General features: G+C 43.2%; 14 protein-coding genes. All 14 read left to right on the top strand.

Annotation, left to right across the window (positions count from 1 at the left end; genetic code table 11):
• The coding region (gene flgK, locus AB4232_RS20525; RefSeq protein WP_372087889.1) for a flagellar hook-associated protein FlgK at positions 1 to 1,817 on the top strand (1,817 nt) is incomplete at its 5' end.
• Between the two features lie 9 nt (positions 1,818 to 1,826).
• Positions 1,827 to 3,017 carry a flagellar hook-associated protein FlgL gene (gene flgL, locus AB4232_RS20520; RefSeq protein ID WP_012603430.1) on the top strand — a complete coding sequence of 397 codons (1,191 nt, stop codon included), beginning with the start codon at positions 1,827 to 1,829 and terminating at the stop codon, positions 3,015 to 3,017.
• A 401-nt stretch (positions 3,018 to 3,418) separates the two neighbouring features.
• The gene (locus tag AB4232_RS20515; protein ID WP_065678590.1) at positions 3,419 to 4,618 is read left to right on the top strand and encodes a flagellin; all 1,200 of its coding nucleotides are present in this window, start codon (positions 3,419 to 3,421) and stop codon (positions 4,616 to 4,618) included.
• A gap of 644 nt (positions 4,619 to 5,262) precedes the next feature.
• Complete coding sequence (locus tag AB4232_RS20510; protein WP_372087888.1) at positions 5,263 to 6,429, top strand: flagellin; 1,167 nt, start codon at positions 5,263 to 5,265, stop codon at positions 6,427 to 6,429.
• A 461-nt stretch (positions 6,430 to 6,890) separates the two neighbouring features.
• On the top strand, positions 6,891 to 8,069 hold the full coding sequence (locus tag AB4232_RS20505; RefSeq protein WP_009848562.1) for a flagellin: 1,179 nt from the start codon (positions 6,891 to 6,893) through the stop codon (positions 8,067 to 8,069).
• An 81-nt stretch (positions 8,070 to 8,150) separates the two neighbouring features.
• Entirely contained in the window at positions 8,151 to 8,576 is a 426-nt protein-coding gene (gene flaG, locus AB4232_RS20500) for a flagellar protein FlaG (protein ID WP_017099166.1), read from the top strand.
• A gap of 22 nt (positions 8,577 to 8,598) precedes the next feature.
• Positions 8,599 to 10,653: a flagellar filament capping protein FliD gene (gene fliD, locus AB4232_RS20495; protein ID WP_009848560.1), complete on the top strand. Its 2,055-nt coding sequence runs from the start codon at positions 8,599 to 8,601 to the stop codon at positions 10,651 to 10,653.
• A gap of 3 nt (positions 10,654 to 10,656) precedes the next feature.
• Positions 10,657 to 10,962, top strand: coding sequence for a flagellar protein FliT (locus AB4232_RS20490; protein ID WP_009848559.1), 306 nt, complete (start codon positions 10,657 to 10,659; stop codon positions 10,960 to 10,962).
• Positions 10,963 to 10,974: 12 nt separating this feature from the next.
• Entirely contained in the window at positions 10,975 to 11,385 is a 411-nt protein-coding gene (gene fliS / locus AB4232_RS20485) for a flagellar export chaperone FliS (protein ID WP_009848558.1), read from the top strand.
• A gap of 226 nt (positions 11,386 to 11,611) precedes the next feature.
• A complete protein-coding gene (locus AB4232_RS20480) occupies positions 11,612 to 13,075 on the top strand; it encodes a sigma-54 dependent transcriptional regulator (protein WP_009848557.1) in 1,464 nt (487 codons plus the stop codon).
• Positions 13,076 to 13,279: 204 nt separating this feature from the next.
• Positions 13,280 to 14,320 carry a PAS domain-containing sensor histidine kinase gene (locus AB4232_RS20475; RefSeq protein ID WP_009848556.1) on the top strand — a complete coding sequence of 347 codons (1,041 nt, stop codon included), beginning with the start codon at positions 13,280 to 13,282 and terminating at the stop codon, positions 14,318 to 14,320.
• A gap of 33 nt (positions 14,321 to 14,353) precedes the next feature.
• The gene (locus AB4232_RS20470) at positions 14,354 to 15,763 is read left to right on the top strand and encodes a sigma-54 dependent transcriptional regulator (protein WP_017099170.1); all 1,410 of its coding nucleotides are present in this window, start codon (positions 14,354 to 14,356) and stop codon (positions 15,761 to 15,763) included.
• A 132-nt stretch (positions 15,764 to 15,895) separates the two neighbouring features.
• Entirely contained in the window at positions 15,896 to 16,207 is a 312-nt protein-coding gene (gene fliE, locus AB4232_RS20465) for a flagellar hook-basal body complex protein FliE (protein ID WP_009848554.1), read from the top strand.
• A 15-nt stretch (positions 16,208 to 16,222) separates the two neighbouring features.
• Positions 16,223 to 17,911 (top strand): flagellar basal-body MS-ring/collar protein FliF (fliF, locus tag AB4232_RS20460; protein ID WP_372087887.1); only part of this gene is annotated, 1,689 nt, incomplete at its 3' end.

The following is a 17,911-nucleotide window of genomic DNA, read 5'->3' as shown; positions in this document are numbered from 1 at the left end:
CCACAGGTCATAACATTTCTAACGCCAACACAGAAGGCTATAGCCGCCAGTCTGTGGTTCAAGGTGTGAATGACCCGCGCCAGTACGGTGGTCAAACCTACGGTATGGGTGTGCATGTGGAAAATGTTCGCCGCTCGTGGGACCAATTTGCCGTCAAGGAACTTAACTTATCAACAACCAATGCCGCTAACAAAGCGGATACCGAAGCTAACCTGGATATGCTGTCAAGCATGTTGTCATCGGTTGTTTCGAAGAAAATCCCAGAGAACCTCAATGAGTGGTTTGATTCTGTTAAGACGCTCGCTGATACCCCGAATGATGTGGGTACACGAAAAGTCGTCATAGAAAAAGCTGGGTTATTAAGTAAAACGTTAAATGAATTTCATGAAACCGTTCGTCAACAGTCTGATTCTGCGAATAAGAAATTAGACATGGGTATCGAGCGAGTTAACCAAATTGCATACGAGATCCGTGATCTTCAGCGATTAATGGTACGAACTCCCGGACCTCATAATGATCTACAAGATCAGCACGAACAGCTAGTTAATGAGCTTTCCGGTTACACTAAAGTGACGGTGACACCACGAGCTAATAATGAAGGGTTTAATGTCCATATCGGTAATGGTCATACCTTAGTTTCTGGTACAGAAGCGAGCCAACTGAAAATGATCGATGGCGTACCAGATGCACATCAGCGTCGTCTAGCTATCGTAGAAGGAAAGTCATTAAAGGCGATTACTAACCGCGATATTGATGGACAAATCGGCGCGATGTTAGACATGCGTGATGAACATATTCCTGCAGTTATGGATGAGCTTGGTCGTTTGGCTACCGCGTTTTCATACGAGGTCAATGCACTGCAGTCGCAAGGTTTGGATCTCAATGGCAATGTAGGTAAAAACCTGTTTACCGATGTGAACTCTGAGTTAGTGGCTAAGTCTCGTGTTACTGCTCACGGACAGTCTAAAGCGGATGTCGCGGTTTATATTGATGATACTTCTGCTCTGAAAGGCGGCGAGTATGGCCTGAAATACGATGGCAGCGATTATGTGGTGATTAAGCCAGATGGTGAAACGGTAAAAGTTAGCACCAATTCAACCGGCAATGCCTTTTATTTAGATGGCATGCGAGTGGAAGTTCGCAATCCACCTGAACTGGGTGAGAAGCTCTTACTACGCCCAACCCGCAACTTTGCCGCGCAGATTCAGATGGAAACCAAAGACCCTAAAGATATTGCGGCGCAAAGCTATGAGGCATCAACTACCTTTGCCAAAGGTACTGCTGGTTTCAAAATTTTGGCGGCAGGTCAATTACGAGAGTTTGAAGTGATCGTGTCACCAAAGGGCGAACAGTTTGCGGTTACCGATCCTAAGGGCAACATACTTATGCAGCCTCAACCGTATCCACCACAAGGCCCAGTGACAATTAATGGCACAACGTTTGAACTTACACCGGGCGCGGTGGCAAACGATAAATTTACGGCAAACCTTGTCCCATCAGAAGGTGACAATGGCAACTTGCGTAAATTGCAAGATCTCCAAACAGGCAAAGTCTTGGATGATGGTGAGTCTACTATTTTAGATCTTTACCACAACTTGAATACCAATACGGGCTTGAAATCTTCAACGGCAAATCGCTTGAGTGATATTGCTAGGCTAGAAAAAGAGTCAGCTCAAGAACGTATTGCTTCAGTCTCTGGGGTGAACCTAGATGAAGAAGCGGCAAATATGATGAAATTTCAGCAAGCGTACATGGCTTCTTCACGCATCATGCAAGCCGCCAATGATACGTTTAATACTATTTTGGCTTTGAGGTAGGAGATATAAATGTTGACTCGTATTTCTAGCTTTCATAATTATCAGTCAGTACAAAATGACTTTCGCCGCCAAGAAAACAAGGTGCATCATAATCAAGCACAATTGGCTTCCGGTAAGAAATTACAGTCGGCGAGTGATGATCCTTTGGCGACGCATTATTTACAAAACATCGGCCAGCAATCTGAGCAACTTAAGCAGTATGTCGATGCGATCACTCTAATTAGAAACCGCCTTGAACATCATGAAGTCATGGTCGCCAACTCGGAAGGGTTCGCGGATGAAGCAAAACGAACCGTGATGGAAATGATTAACGGTGCACTTTCTCCGGAAGACCGCTTAGCGAAGAAACGTGAAATTCAAGAGTTATCGAATAATCTTCTACATTTAGCTAATACTCAAGATGAGTCAGGTAACTACACATTTTCAGGAACCAAGCCCAAGAGCCAGCCATTTTTTCAAGATAACGAAGGTAATGTTTCTTATCAAGGTGATGACTATCAAAGAAAGATGCGAGTAGCAACTAGCTTTGAAATGGCAATGAACGATCCAGGCAGTAAGTTGTTTATGGAAATAGATAACCCGTTTGGTGATTACGAGCCTCAGTATGATCTTGAACCGGCCTCTGAGTTATTACTAGGGCGCGCAACCAATAAATCTGAAGATGGTTCTACTTATAAAGTGACTTTTGTTGATATGCAAACAGGCAAGTTCGCTTACCAGCTTGAAAAAGATGGCGAAGTGGTTGCCTCGGAAGATTTTGATCCTTCGAAAGGTGTTGTCTATGAAGGCCTGAATATCCAATTCAAGGGGCAGATCACGAAGGGTGACTCGATCACTTTAGAGCCGAGAAAGACATTTTCTATTTTTGATACATTCAAAGAGACCGCCGAACAGGCTGAAAATCCAGTATCGGATGCATCGGCAACGGCAAAACTGCACCAAATGACAGAAGAATTTCATGCCGCGTTTATTCATTTGACTAAGGCGAGAACGGATGTCGGTGCACGTTTGAGTACGTTGGATATTCAAGAGCAGCAACATGAAGATTTTAAGTTGTCTTTAGCGAAAGCAAAAAGCAACTTTGAAGACTTGGACTATTCGAAAGCCATCATTGAATTCAATGAAAACTCTCGAGCGTTACAAGCTTCACAACAAGCGTTTGGCAAGACGAAAGACCTGACCTTGTTTAATTATATTTAGCTGTGAACAATCGTTAATCTGGGGTTAGTTCTCTGCCGTATGTGCTATGCCATACGTGCGAATAATCCTATGGGTTGCCGCTTTTTTATTCAAAGTGGCATGTTTGAAAAATAGCGGCAAAAAACGGCAATGAGAGATATTAATCTCTTATATTCTCGACTTAATACAATTGTTACTTATGGTGACTTATCGTTAAGTCTTTGTTTTATAGTAACTTTTTAAATTATTGCAATTAATTTAAAAAGTTGGCACATAACATGCTTTTGTATTTGTCATAAATGATTAATACAGATCTTAAACCTTATCTAGGGTTTATCGCGTAATACACGGTCAGTGCTTATCCATATGAGAGTAAAGCTGGCCGCTTCGCAGAAATTTTGCGAACTCATAAGGAGAGCAATATGGCTATTAATGTAAGCACTAACGTATCTGCTATGACAGCACAACGATACTTGAATAAATCGTCTAATGAACTAGCGACCTCTATGGAACGTTTGTCATCAGGCCACAAGATCAACAGTGCAAAAGATGATGCAGCTGGTCTACAAATATCAAACCGTTTAACAGCCCAGTCTCGTGGTCTTGATGTAGCGATGCGTAATGCAAATGATGGTATTTCGATTGCTCAAACTGCAGAAGGCGCGATGAACGAATCAACGAACATACTACAACGTATGCGTGATCTAGCGATTCAGTCATCAAACGGCACTAACTCTCCAGCAGAGCGTCAAGCACTAAACGAAGAGACTATGGCTCTTCAAGATGAGCTTAACCGTATCGCAGAGACCACGGCTTTCGGTGGCCGCCGTTTGTTGAATGGCTCATTTGGTGAAGCTTCATTCCAGATTGGTTCAAATTCTGGTGAAGCGATGATCATGGCGCTGACGAGTATCCGAGCGGATGATTTCCGTATGGGTGGAACGACATTCGACACTGAAAACGCTAAAGACAAAAGCTGGGAAGTACCACTAGAAGCCAAAGATCTTAAGTTTGAATTCAAAACCAAAGCGGGTGAAGAGGTTGCTATAGATATAAGCGCTAAAGCAGGCGACGATATCGAAGAACTAGCCACCTACATAAATGGTCAATCTGATTTGATTAATGCGTCGGTTACCGATGAAGGACGCTTGCAGGTATTTGTTGCTGAGCCAGATTTAGATGGTGAGATGAGAATCTCGGGTGGTTTAGCTTCCGAACTTGGTTTCAAAATTGATGCTCCTGAAGGCCAGGAAACCACAACTACGGCGGATGGCAAAGTTGTACCTGCTCCTGCTGTAGGTCGAACGACATTAGTTCAAGATATCGATTTGAATACTGTAGCAGGTTCACAAAACGCAATCAGTGTCATCGACTCTGCAATGCAGTACGTTGATTCACAGCGTGCTGATTTGGGTGCGAAACAAAACCGTCTAAGCCACAGTATTAATAACTTGGCAAACGTTCAAGAGAACGTAGACGCTTCAAACAGCCGAATCAAAGATACGGACTTTGCGAAAGAGACAACGCAAATGACCAAAGCTCAAATTCTGCAACAAGCTGGTACATCAATACTTGCTCAAGCAAAACAGTTGCCTAACTCTGCAATATCACTATTGCAATAGTTATTGGTTGAACTCGCTATTCGTGTTCAGACGTGAACCGCTTAGCGAGGGATACTGGCAAGCATACTTACTATTGGGTGTTTAGCTCTCTCATCTCTCACCTGCTATCCATTTTTACGGTAAGAATGCAACGGCGCGTCGGAAATGTGTTCATTTCTCGATGATCTCCGCACAGGCTCTGACACGCCAACTAGCCCCGGTTCCTTCACAGGAAAAGGGGCTTTTTCCTTTCTATTTCTACACTTTTTTCTTTTAGATCGTCTAGTTTACCTTTCAAATCCGTAAAACCTCGATCTCACTTACCTGTTTCACGACAAACAACTCAACTCTTTGTATAAGAAGCATACCAATCTGAACTCTTTGGCGACTATTCATTTCTCGACATTGGGTAACTCAAATAGTGATTAGTGTGTTTTTTAAACACTTTTTAAATGCATTCTCAATTGAAGACTGCCACTGTTATAGAAAATGTTAGATTTTAAGTGCCTGATAAGTATGGTTTTAATATTTAATTTGTGGTTTTTTGAAAGTTTTTCTAAAGCTTCTGAATTTTGAGCCGTTATTAAAAGTAACTTAGAGATAACTACTTGGTTTTCCGAGACGTCGGAAACCGCTATACCGGAAAATCAATTGGAGAAATCACCATGGCAGTGAATGTAAATACTAACGTTTCAGCAATGACAGCACAACGTTACCTAAACAGTGCAAACAGCGCTCAACAAACATCAATGGAACGCCTATCTTCAGGCTCTAAAATCAACAGCGCAAAAGATGACGCTGCTGGCCTACAAATCTCGAACCGTTTGAACGTTCAGAGCCGCGGTCTTGATGTTGCTGTACGTAACGCGAACGATGGTATCTCTATCGCTCAAACGGCAGAAGGTGCGATGAATGAAACATCAAACATTCTACAACGTATGCGTGATTTGTCTCTGCAATCAACAAACGGTTCAAATACTAAATCTGACCGTGTAGCAATCCAAGAAGAAGTAACGGCGCTTAATGATGAATTAAATCGTATCGCTGAAACAACCTCTTTTGGTGGCAACAAGCTGCTTAACGGTACTCACGGTACTAAGTCATTCCAAATTGGTGCAGACAATGGTGAGGCAGTAATGCTTCAGCTGAAAGACATGCGTTCTGATAACGACCAAATGGGCGGCAACAGCTACCAATTTACAGAAGCTAAAGGTAAAGATTGGGGTGTAACAGCTGGTGCTAATGACTTAACCATGTCATTAAAAGATAGCTTCGGTGACCAACGAGAAATCAACATCTCTGCTAAAGCAGGCGATGATATCGAAGAGCTAGCGACTTACATTAACGGTCAACAAGACCTAGTAAAAGCGTCAATTGATGAAGAAGGTAAACTGCAAATCTTCGCTGGTAACAACAAAGTTGATGGGGAAATTGCATTTTCTGGTGCTTTATCAGATGAACTAGGCATGACAGCAGGTGCTAAACCTGAAGACCCAAAAACGCTAGAGGCTAAGCAAGTTACGGTTGATAGTATCGACGTAACGTCTGTTGGTGGTGCACAAGAATCTGTAGCTGTTATCGATGCTGCACTTAAATATGTAGATAGCCACCGTTCTGAGCTTGGTGCTTTCCAAAACCGTTTCGACCACGCAATTAACAACTTAGACAACATCAACGAAAACGTTAATGCATCTAAGAGCCGTATCAAAGATACCGATTTCGCTAAAGAGACGACTCAGATGACTAAATCTCAGATCCTTTCTCAAGCTTCAAGCTCGATTCTTGCTCAAGCGAAGCAAGCTCCGAACTCGGCACTTAGCCTACTAGGTTAATCGGTTGAAAGGCCACATTGACCATGTGCATTATTGTTTATAATCGTCAATGTTAGGCTTCCACAAATTAGCTCGTGGTGAGAGATGAGCGCTAAATAAACCCAGCTTCGGCTGGGTTTTTTATTGCCTGCTATTTGGCTAGGATGAATTTGGAAAAAGTGCAATGTTGGTTGATAGAAGAAAAAGCGAGATCCTCTATCACGTTCGTTCCTCACAGTAGGGAATGACCGAGTCGGGAAATGATGATCTACTTCACGTTTTTTTTAACATTGAAAATAATACGAAAAAAAATGCATTTTTTATTAAAGCTTCTAGTTAAGGGGCCGTTAAAGGGATTGAGAGAAATGATATGTACCAATGTAAGGTGAGAGAGACACTGGTATATAAAACAAAATAACATGTGTTTTTGTGAGGTGAGAGTCACATAAGTGCATGAAAAAAATGCCTAAAGGAGATCAACTATGGCGATTAATGTAAGCACAAATGTGTCTGCAATGACGGCTCAGCGCTACCTAAATAGTGCGGCTGAAGGTACTCAAAAATCAATGGAGCGTTTGTCTTCTGGCTATAAAATCAATAGCGCAAAAGATGATGCTGCAGGCCTACAAATCTCTAACCGCTTAACGTCGCAAAGTCGTGGCCTAGATATGGCTGTAAAAAACGCGAACGATGGTATCTCTATTGCACAGACAGCTGAAGGTGCAATGAATGAGTCAACCAATATCCTGCAACGAATGCGTGACCTTTCTCTTCAATCTTCAAATGGTTCAAACACGAAATCTGAACGTGTTGCAATTCAAGAAGAAGTCTCTGCTCTAAATACTGAGCTTAACCGTATCGCTGAAACGACCTCTTTTGGTGGTAATAAGCTTTTGAACGGAACTTTCGGTAGTCAATCTTTCCAAATTGGTGCAGATTCTGGTGAAGCAGTAATGCTGACAATGAATAATATGCGTACCGATACTGAAGCGATGGGCGGTAAGAGTTATAGCGTTGCTGAGGGGAAAGATACGTCTTGGCGCGTAGGTGAAGATTCTGTTCTAACGATGAAGTACCAAGATCAGTTTGGTGACGTTCAAGATCTGTCGATTACTGCGAAAAAAGGTAATGACATGGAAGAACTTGCCACTTACCTAAACGGTCAAAGCCCGGATGTTCAAGCTTCGGTAGGTGAAGGCGGTAAATTGCAACTCTTCGCTTCAAGCCAAAAAGTTGATGGTAATGTTGAGTTTGGCGGCTCTCTTGCTGAAGAGCTAGGTCTTGGCTCTGGTAAAGATGCAGAAGGTAAAGAGATTCCTGGCAGCAGCAAGGCTATTGTAACGGATGTTACTGTTAACGACATTGATGTAACTTCTGTTGCAGGTTCAAACAACGCTGTATCTATTATTGACGGTGCCTTAAAGGCAGTAGACAGTAATCGTGCCTCTCTTGGTGCATTCCAAAACCGTTTTGACCACGCAATCAGCAACTTAGAAAATATTAACGAAAACGTTAATGCGTCTAAGAGCCGAATCAAAGATACTGATTACGCAAAAGAAACAACGGCAATGACGAAGTCTCAAATCTTACAACAAGCGAGTACTTCTATTTTAGCTCAAGCAAAACAATCACCATCAGCAGCTTTAAGCTTATTGGGCTAAACTTACTTCAGTAAGTAACGGTAAACTCTACTGTAGGTAGAGTTTTACTGTTAGGCTCATAAAGTTGGGAGGGAGAGTGTTATGGAAATATTATCTAACGCATCGAACATCCAGCCTTATGGCTCACCTAATGGCATTAAATTTGCAAGCGATAAAGGTAGTAGTGCGTCGAGTACTTTACAACCGAAAGAAACAACATCTTATGACAAGGTAGAAAAATCGAAAGAGATGGCTACCGAAGCGGCGATTAAATTAGCTCAACATAGACAAGAGTTAAATGATGCGGAGCGAGTCAAAATGGTGGAGAAGGTAAACGAATTTATATCTTCTCTCAACAAGGGTGTTGCTTTTAAGGTTGATGAAGAGACTGGGAGAGATGTGGTTACCATTTATGAGACCACAACGGGCGATATTATTCGCCAAATTCCCGATGAAGAAATGCTCGAAATTCTAAGGCGCCTAGCAGCCCAAACCTCGAATAGTGGAATATTGGAGGCTAAGGTTTAAGTCGTATTATTGAGGTGGTTTAATGAGTTTTGGCCCAATGGGGATTTCGTCTGGCATGGATATCAATTCCATGGTCAGCAAAATTGTTGATTCGGAGCGTGTGCCTAAACAGCAACAAATCAACAATGAACGAACGCGAATCGACACCAGCATTAGTGCCTATGGAAGACTCAGAGAGTCCCTTGATTCGATGAAAAATCTGATGACAAGCTTTCGCCAGGACAAAGCTTTTGCTGTAAGAACAGTAGAAAGCTCTGATGAAGGTCTTGTCTCTGCAACCGCGACTACCGAAGCGATCGCTGGCAAATATGCTATCGATGTGTTGCAGCTTGCCCAGAGCCATAAAGTGGCTTCTGATGTACTATCAGAGGACATGAAATTTGGCCCAGGTAAGCTGCAGGTTTCGCTTGGTAAAGAGAGCTTCGAGACACAAGTTAGTGCTAACTCAAAACTGCGTGATGTTGTTAGAGCAATTAACAGTGCCGGGGATAATCCGGGTGTTCGAGCTTCTATTATTAACGACAAAGAAGGACCACGGTTAGTCCTCGCTTCAAATATGTCTGGTGAAGACAATCAAATAAAACTCCACGTTGACTCTGAAGATAACAACCCTCTAAAAAAATTAGAATATAAAACCCTATCGGAAAGACTGAAAGCCTTAGAAGATGCTCGCTCAGTAGCGCAAGGCGTCTTGGCTGATGCCCCTCCCAAATTGGATGCCGACGGTAACCCTATTCCAGACGGCTTCGCTGTTCCTCTGCGAGACGCTAACGGAAACACTATATTTGATGTAAACGGTAATCCTATTTATGAAAGAAAATCGGAACCCGTCGTTGAACCCGAAGATCCTTTCGCTGAATTTGACCGTGACAATTTAACTTATGGTCAAGCTGCGGCAATGGCTGGTCAGAAGGCGCTAGATGCGGCAGCTTTAGCGGCTTCAGGGATGCCAGAAGATACAATCCCTGGGTGGAACAATACCGCTTCAGGTACATTACTCGATTCTTTTTTTAGGCCTGAACTTGAGCTTGACGAAAAAGCCATAGAGAAAGCAGCTGATATTCCAGGGTGGTCAAATACTGCCGCTGGTACGTTGACGGATTCTTATGTTACTCCCAAAGAGGCACAGCAGAAACTCGATGCCGAGAAAGCCAGAATAGAAAGTAAATTGGTTGATGAACGTTCTGAGTTAGCGAAGAGAGTTGAAAGAGGTGAACTAACCCCACTTCAGGCTCAGCAATTAGAGAGAGCGAAATTATCTCCAGCAGAACGAGCACACTTAGAGAAGGTTGATAAAGCTCAAGCTGACCTTGCGTTAGCTCAACAGTCTTTTGACCAATACAGCGGTATGACTGAAGTGCAAGCAGGACAAAATTCTATGGTTGTTCTAGACGGCATTGCTCAGCTCTCTAGCAATAACAATGTGATTGAAGATGCCGTTGAAGGTATTGATATTACGGTTAAAGGTAAAACCCCTAAAGATAAGCCGCCAGCAGAGATTGGTGTTGAGTACGACCGTAATCGTGTTCGTGAAGATATTGAAGCTTTTGTTAACTCTTATAATCAGTTTTACCAAGTATCTAAAGACTTAGCGGGTGTCGATCCACTGACTGGTCAAAAAGGCCCTCTCTCTGGCGACAGTACAGTACGCAGTGCAGATTCACGATTGAAAGGTGTGTTCTCATCAAGCATTGAAGACGCGCCAGACAATCTAAAGTCTTTGACTGAATTTGGCATCACCACCACAAGACAAGGCTCGCTAGAAATCAATTACGATATGCTTGACCGTCAACTCAACAATCACTTTGATAAGTTGGGTGAATTCTTTGGTGGTAACAATGGCTTCGCTAAAAAAGTCGAAGATGCGATTCAAGGGATCACGGGTGTTACCGGTTCTATCCGTACGAGAGAGAAGAGCTTGGTCGAACAAAACTATCGGTTGGTTGATGACCAAGTCGCGCTCGATCGCCGTATGGATAGCCTGCAGAATCGCACGCACTCTAAGTTCACTGCTATGCAGGATGCGACCAGCAAGATGCAATCTCAGTTAGGCAGCATGATGAGTGCAATGGGCTAATAGATGAGCAAACTGCTTCAAGAGCTTTGTGAGCTCGATCAATTAATTATGTCTAAGCTCGAATTTAGTGAAATTAATGCTGAAGAAATCGTGCATCTTGTCGATAACAGAGAACAGTTATTGCAAAACGTGCTTCAATTAATCGATTCATATCCCGACGTTAAGCAAAGCTCCGAGTGGTTTGAAGCCATTTCGAGAACAAGACAATTGGTCGAACTGATGCAGTCTGAGACTGGTCTAGTAGGTAAAAACTTACATAAATACCGACATGCTGCCAAATCAGTTCAACAATACAAAAAGTTTTTATAGAAGAGGTTTACTATGCGCGGTTCTTTACAGGCATATAAAAAGGTATCAGTGGATAGCCAGCTTACAGCTGCCTCACCGCATAAAATTGTTCAGATGCTAATGGCTGGTGCTATCGAGCGCTTAATTCAAGGTAAAGCAGCAATGCAAGCGGGCAACATTCCGGTGAAAGGTGAGCGACTGAGTAAGGCTCTAGATATCATTATTAGCCTGCGTAGTTGCCTATCAATGTCCGATGGTGGCGACATTGCGAAAAATCTAGATCAACTTTATGAGTTTATGATCACGCAAATTTCTGCTGCAAATCACAAAAATGATCCTCAGCCAATTGATGATGTTATTGATATTATCCGCGAAATTAAGAGCGCTTGGGACCAAATTCCGAATGAATATCACAATTTAACGTCTGCGGATGTTGGTATTTAAAGAAACATCCCAGTTTAAACCAATCGCATATCTCTGAATTGCTTGGTTGCCTTATTTTTATAATCAAATAAAATAGAAGCCATTAGATAGCCTAATGGCTTTTTTCGTTGCTGGTTTCCTAGATTTGTCCACGTAGATTATAATCATTGATATTTTCTCTGTTTTGTCTCTTACGTCGCTTACCAATTTCCGCATCGCACCAAAATAAAGGCAATAATTCCTACTTATGCAAGGTTTGGCAAAACTGCTTGTCGTCGATGATAACGCTCAAAATCGTCACAATTTAAGCACAATATTAGAGTTTGTAGGAGAGAGCTGCGAAGTAATCAGCTCTGAACAAGCATACAAAGTTGACTGGTCCCTACAGTGGGCCGGTTGCATCATTGGTTCAATTAAAGCCAAAGGCTTCGCATTACTGAATGAAAAGCTTGTTCATGTTAATCACATCCCTTTACTGGTGATTGGCAAAAACGATTACCCGGTTGACGAACTTACTAACTTTGTTGGTGAACTCGAACTTCCTCTTAACTACCCGCAATTAAGTGATGCACTAAGACACTGTAAAGACTTCTTAGGCCGTAAAGGCGTTCAAATTGTACCTTCAGCGCGTAAGAATACGCTTTTTCGTAGTCTAGTTGGGCAGAGTGTTGGTATCCAAGAAGTTCGTCACTTGATTGAACAAGTCTCTTCTACTGAAGCAAACGTATTGATTCTTGGTGAGTCAGGCACGGGCAAAGAAGTTGTAGCACGTAATGTTCACTATCATTCTAAACGTCGTTCAGGACCTTTCGTTCCCGTAAACTGTGGCGCTATACCGCCAGACTTGCTCGAAAGTGAACTGTTTGGTCATGAGAAGGGCGCGTTTACTGGTGCAATTACCGCACGTAAAGGCCGTTTTGAGTTGGCTGAAGGTGGTACACTGTTTCTTGATGAAATTGGTGATATGCCAATGGCGATGCAAGTTAAGTTGCTTCGTGTTTTACAAGAACGCAGTTTTGAACGTGTAGGTGGCAATAGTACCATTCAAGCTGATGTTCGAGTGATTGCGGCAACACACCGCAATCTTGAAAATATGATCGAAGATGATTTGTTCCGTGAAGACCTTTACTATCGCTTGAACGTTTTCCCAATTGAAATGCCATCGCTTCAGGAGCGAAAAGAAGATGTTCCCCTATTGCTTCAGGAGTTGATGACCAGAATGGAAGCTGAAGGTGGCATGCCAATCTGTTTTACTCCCCGTGCCATCAACTCTTTGATGGAGCATTGCTGGCCGGGCAACGTACGTGAGTTAGCTAATTTAGTTGAGCGAATGGTTATTTTATATCCAAATAGCTTGGTTGATGTGAATCATCTACCAACTAAATATAGATACAGTGATATCCCAGAGTTTCAGCCAGAGTTTAATAATTTTGCATCAGAGGAAGAGCAAGAGCGAGATGCTCTTTCTGACTTGTTCTCAGAAGACTTCAGTTTTGAGCAGCACGATGAGCTTGCTGACAATGCGAACGCACCTCAAGATTTACCCGCTGAAGGGGTTAACTTGAAAGAACTACTCGCTGATATGGAAGTGAATATGATCAATCAAGCGTTGGAGGCTCAGGGCGGTATTGTTGCTCGCGCTGCTGACATGCTTGGAATGCGCAGAACCACTCTGGTCGAAAAAATGCGTAAATATAACTTGCAGCGTTAGTGCCTATTTTCGATGAAAACGAAAACTAGTACACACTTTAGCATTTTAGCATTTTAGCATTTTAGCTTTTTGGCAACTTTAGCTAAACGAACAGATAAACCATAGTCGAGTTGTTGCTTGCTTAACTATGTGATAAATATAGCAAATAGCCTGACTTGTGTTGTACATGTCAGGCTGTTTTAGTATTTGAGGCAAATTTTTGACATGCACCTATCTAACGAACCAGAAAATCAATCACATCTAGATTCTGTTGAGCAACAGGTTGAGCGCTATAAGCAAGTGCTCGATGTTATGCCTGCGGGGGTCATCTTGTTAGATACACATGGTGAAGTGAGAGAAGCGAATCCTGAAGCACACCGTATTCTCGGGGTTGAGTTGGTTGGCGAGAAATGGTTTTCGGTAATACAAAATGCCTTTGAACCAAGGGACGATGATGGGCATGAGATCTCATTGAAGAATGGGCGAAAAGTGCGCTTAGCGATTTCAGCCTCGACTACAGGTCAGCTTATTTTGATTACAGACCTGACAGAAACCCGCCTACTGCAGTCTCGTGTGAGCGATCTTCAGCGTTTATCTTCACTCGGAAGAATGGTCGCTTCGCTTGCCCATCAGGTTCGCACGCCGCTTTCTAGTGCGATGCTGTATGCATCAAACCTTGCCGCGCCAAATTTGCCGCCGGCAACAAAAACGCGTTTTCAATCTAAGCTGATGGATAGGTTGCATGATTTAGAGAAACAAGTGAATGACATGCTGTTGTTTGCCAAAGGTGGCGACAACAAGGTGGTTAAGCCATTCACCATCGCGGAACTCATCATTGAGTTTCATCCTATGGTGGAGGCTGCGTTAAAAAGCAACCAGATTGATTATTGTCAGGAAGTTGAAGATGAAAAGACTCAAATGTTTGGCAACGCCAATGCTATCGCTTCTGCTTTAAGTAACCTAGTTTTGAACGCGGTTCAAATTGCTGGCAAGAAATCGCAGATTGATGTGTTTTTTAGACCCGTAAACGGTGAACTTAAGATATCAGTGCAAGACAGTGGCCCCGGAGTGCCTAAAGAACTACAAGGTAAGATTATGGAACCTTTCTTTACCACTCGTTCTCAAGGCACAGGTCTAGGTTTAGCGGTTGTACAAATGGTATGCCGAGCACATGAAGGTCGACTGGAATTGATATCAGAAGAGGGTGACGGCGCATGCTTTACCATGTGTCTACCGTTGGAAAGAAGCTCTTCTTCTGAAGACTAATAAGTTTTAACTGAATTTACACTGGAGAATCCTATGGCTCAAAGCAAAGTGTTAATCGTCGAAGATGATGAAGGTCTACGCGAAGCCCTTGTCGATACACTCGCGCTTGCTGGTTACGAATGGCTGGAAGCGGATTGTGCGGAAGATGCTCTGGTAAAATTGAAATCAAACTCTGTTGATATCGTGGTCTCTGATGTACAGATGGCCGGTATGGGCGGTTTAGCATTGCTAAGAAACATCAAGCAGCATTGGCCAAATCTTCCGGTTCTATTGATGACGGCCTATGCCAACATTGAAGATGCGGTCGCGGCAATGAAAGAAGGCGCTATCGATTACATGGCAAAGCCATTTGCTCCAGAAGTGCTGTTAAACATGGTGAGCCGTTACGCTCCCGTAAAGTCGGATGACAATGGCGATGCTATCGTTGCCGATGAGAAAAGTATCAAACTAATGATGCTGGCTGACAAGGTGGCTAAAACCGATGCCAACGTGATGGTGCTAGGGCCAAGTGGTTCTGGTAAAGAGGTCATGTCTCGCTATATTCATAACGCTTCGAGCCGTAAAGACGGTCCGTTTGTTGCGATTAACTGTGCCGCGATTCCAGATAACATGTTGGAAGCAACACTGTTTGGCTACGATAAAGGTGCGTTCACCGGGGCGATTCAAGCTTGTCCGGGTAAATTTGAGCAAGCTCAAGGCGGTACTATTTTGTTGGATGAGATCAGCGAAATGGATCTCAGCCTACAAGCGAAATTGCTGCGAGTGTTGCAAGAGCGCGAAGTTGAACGTCTTGGTAGCCGCAAGAGCATCAAATTGGATGTCCGTGTTCTAGCAACCAGTAACCGCGACCTAAAACAGTATGTTTCTGAAGGGAATTTCCGTGAAGATTTATACTACCGACTGAATGTATTTCCAATTACTTGGCCAGCACTGTGTGAACGTAAAGGTGATATTGAGCCGCTTGCGAAGCATTTGGTTGAGCGTCATTGTACCAAGCTTGGAATGCCTGTTCCTGTTCTGTCTGAGCAAGCCATTAGTAAACTCGTCAATTATCCGTGGCCGGGAAATGTACGTGAGCTGGATAATGTCGTGCAGCGCGCTCTAATTTTGAGTGAGCAAGAAAATATTTCAGGCGAACATATTTTACTTGAAGGTGTGGATTGGCAAGACGCAACTGGACTACAACAGATCGTTGAAGGGAACAGTGTTGCAGCGCCAGAAATTAAGCCGATTGCTGAAGCGAATCCTATCAATAAAGTCGTGGCAGGCAGCGAAGGGCTTGGAAATGAACTTAGAGATCAAGAGTATGCGATCATTCTCGAAACATTGATTGCTTGTCATGGTCGACGTAAAGATATGGCTGAAAAGCTAGGCATTAGCCCTCGTACATTGCGTTATAAATTAGCGAAAATGCGTGATGCTGGAATAGACATTCCAAATTGAACATAAATTAGTAGTGTCAGCTTTCTGACTAGTGTATTACGATAGCTAGTCAAATTGATGCATGGCACGTTAATTGCTCTGTCAATAATACAGCTAAATAGATAGTCATAATTTTGACTCCTGAGGTAGTAAATGAGAATAGATGGTTTACAAGGCGAAATGCAGGCAATGATGGTTGAAGCTGCCAGCACGCGTCCTGCTGCAACGGGCCAAGCGGTTGGTGCAGATTTTGGCAACATGCTGACTAATGCCATCAATAATGTGAACTCATTACAAAAGACCTCTGGTAATCTTCAAACTCGTTTTGACAGTGGCGATCAAAGCGTGTCTTTATCTGACGTGATGATTGCTCGTAATAAATCTAGTGTGGCTTTTGAAGCGACGATCCAAATTAGAAATAAATTGGTCGAATCGTACAAAGAGCTGATGAACATGCCGGTATAAGTTGGGTAGTAAATAGTGGCAGATAACAGTCAAACAACAGATTTAACCGTAAGCGATAGCAACGACCACGCACTTATTGCAAGTTCTGATCTAGATGGAGAAGGGCAAAATACCGATTTAGGTGAGCGCAGTTCATCTAAGTTCGATATGGCCGTCGGTGATCTCGATTTGCTTCGTCAAGTCGTCTTAGTTCTTTCTATCTCGATCTGTGTAGCGCTTATTGTAATGCTGTTTTTCTGGGTGAAAGAGCCAGAAATGCGTCCATTAGGGGCTTACGAAACAGAAGAGTTGATCCCGGTTCTTGATTATTTGGATACGCAGAAGATTGAGTACTCTCTTGAAGGGAATACCATCTCGGTACCAGCGAGTGAATATAACTCATTAAAGCTAAATATGGTTCGAGCTGGTTTGAACCAAGAGCGAAACACCGGTGATGATATCCTCATGCAAGACATGGGTTTCGGTGTATCACAACGTTTAGAGAAAGAGCGTCTTAAACTAAGCCGTGAAAGACAGCTTGCTAAAGCTATTGAACAGATGAAGCAGGTACGTAAAGCTCAAGTTTTACTTGCCTTACCTAAGCAAAGTGTCTTTGTTCGTCACAATCAAGAAGCCTCTGCCTCAGTATTCCTGACACTTAAAACGGGGACGAACCTCAAGCAGCAAGAAGTTGATTCTGTTGTGGACATGGTGGCCAGTGCCGTTCCGGGGATGAAAACTTCGCGAATTACGGTGACCGATCAGCATGGCCGACTTTTGAGCTCTGGCTCTCAGGATCCGATGTCAGCGGCACGCCGAAAAGAGCACGAGTTAGAGCGTAATCAAGAGCAAGCGCTACGTGAAAAAATTGACTCTATTTTGATTCCGATTCTTGGGTTTGGTAACTACACGGCTCAGGTTGATATTCAACTCGACTTTAGTGCTGTGGAACAAACACGAAAGCGTTTTGATCCGAATACTCCAGCAACCCGAAGTGAATACACATTAGAAGACTATAATAACGGCAACGTTGTGGCAGGTATTCCAGGGGCTTTGAGTAACCAGCCTCCTGCTGATGCTTCGATTCCTCAGGATGTGGCTCAGATGAAAGATGGTACGATGATGGGGCAAGGTTCGGTTCACAAAGAAGCGACCCGCAACTTTGAGCTGGATACTACCATTAGTCATGAGCGAAAACAGAGCGGCACGGTTAATCGTCAGACCGTATCTGTTGCAATCAAAGATCGCCAATCATTGAACCCTGATACGGGAGAAGTGGTTCATACCCCAATTCCAGCAAGCGAAATTAACGCGATACGTCAGGTATTGATTGGAACTGTGGGTTTTGATGAAAACCGCGGTGATTTACTCAATGTGTTAAGCATGCAATTTGCACCTCAAGTAACGGATATTGTTGCTGACGTACCAATTTGGGAGCACCAACACTTTAATGATTGGGTTCGTTGGTTTGCGAGTGCGTTGGTTATTATTGTTGTCGTATTGGTGCTGGTTCGCCCTGCAATGAAAAAACTGCTTAACCCAGCAGCAGACGATGACGATCAAATGTACGGCCCCGATGGCATGCCAATTGGTGTTGACGGCGAAACCAGTTTAATTGGTGGTGATATTGAAGGTGGTGAGTTATTTGAATTTGGTTCAAGTATCGACCTACCAAACCTTCACAAAGATGAGGACGTACTGAAAGCAGTACGTGCACTTGTAGCA

Source organism: Vibrio sp. 10N.286.46.A8, from assembly GCF_041470165.1.
In the GTDB taxonomy this organism is placed as follows: Bacteria; Pseudomonadota; Gammaproteobacteria; order Enterobacterales; family Vibrionaceae; genus Vibrio; species Vibrio tasmaniensis_A.
The sequence above is the reverse complement of the archived record's forward strand: the minus strand, read 5'-3'. Positions and strand labels throughout refer to the sequence as shown.

Excerpts from the sequence above, each read along its gene's own strand:
- flgL (WP_012603430.1), top strand. The coding sequence starts at position 1,827 with ATGTTGACTCGTATTTCTAGCTTTCATAATTATCAGTCAGTACAAAAT.
- AB4232_RS20480 (WP_009848557.1), top strand. The coding sequence starts at position 11,612 with ATGCAAGGTTTGGCAAAACTGCTTGTCGTCGATGATAACGCTCAAAAT.
- flaG (WP_017099166.1), top strand. The coding sequence starts at position 8,151 with ATGGAAATATTATCTAACGCATCGAACATCCAGCCTTATGGCTCACCT.
- fliS (WP_009848558.1), top strand. The coding sequence starts at position 10,975 with ATGCGCGGTTCTTTACAGGCATATAAAAAGGTATCAGTGGATAGCCAG.
- AB4232_RS20505 (WP_009848562.1), top strand. The coding sequence starts at position 6,891 with ATGGCGATTAATGTAAGCACAAATGTGTCTGCAATGACGGCTCAGCGC.
- AB4232_RS20470 (WP_017099170.1), top strand. The coding sequence starts at position 14,354 with ATGGCTCAAAGCAAAGTGTTAATCGTCGAAGATGATGAAGGTCTACGC.
- fliD (WP_009848560.1), top strand. The coding sequence starts at position 8,599 with ATGAGTTTTGGCCCAATGGGGATTTCGTCTGGCATGGATATCAATTCC.
- AB4232_RS20475 (WP_009848556.1), top strand. The coding sequence starts at position 13,280 with ATGCACCTATCTAACGAACCAGAAAATCAATCACATCTAGATTCTGTT.
- AB4232_RS20510 (WP_372087888.1), top strand. The coding sequence starts at position 5,263 with ATGGCAGTGAATGTAAATACTAACGTTTCAGCAATGACAGCACAACGT.
- AB4232_RS20515 (WP_065678590.1), top strand. The coding sequence starts at position 3,419 with ATGGCTATTAATGTAAGCACTAACGTATCTGCTATGACAGCACAACGA.
- AB4232_RS20490 (WP_009848559.1), top strand. The coding sequence starts at position 10,657 with ATGAGCAAACTGCTTCAAGAGCTTTGTGAGCTCGATCAATTAATTATG.
- fliE (WP_009848554.1), top strand. The coding sequence starts at position 15,896 with ATGAGAATAGATGGTTTACAAGGCGAAATGCAGGCAATGATGGTTGAA.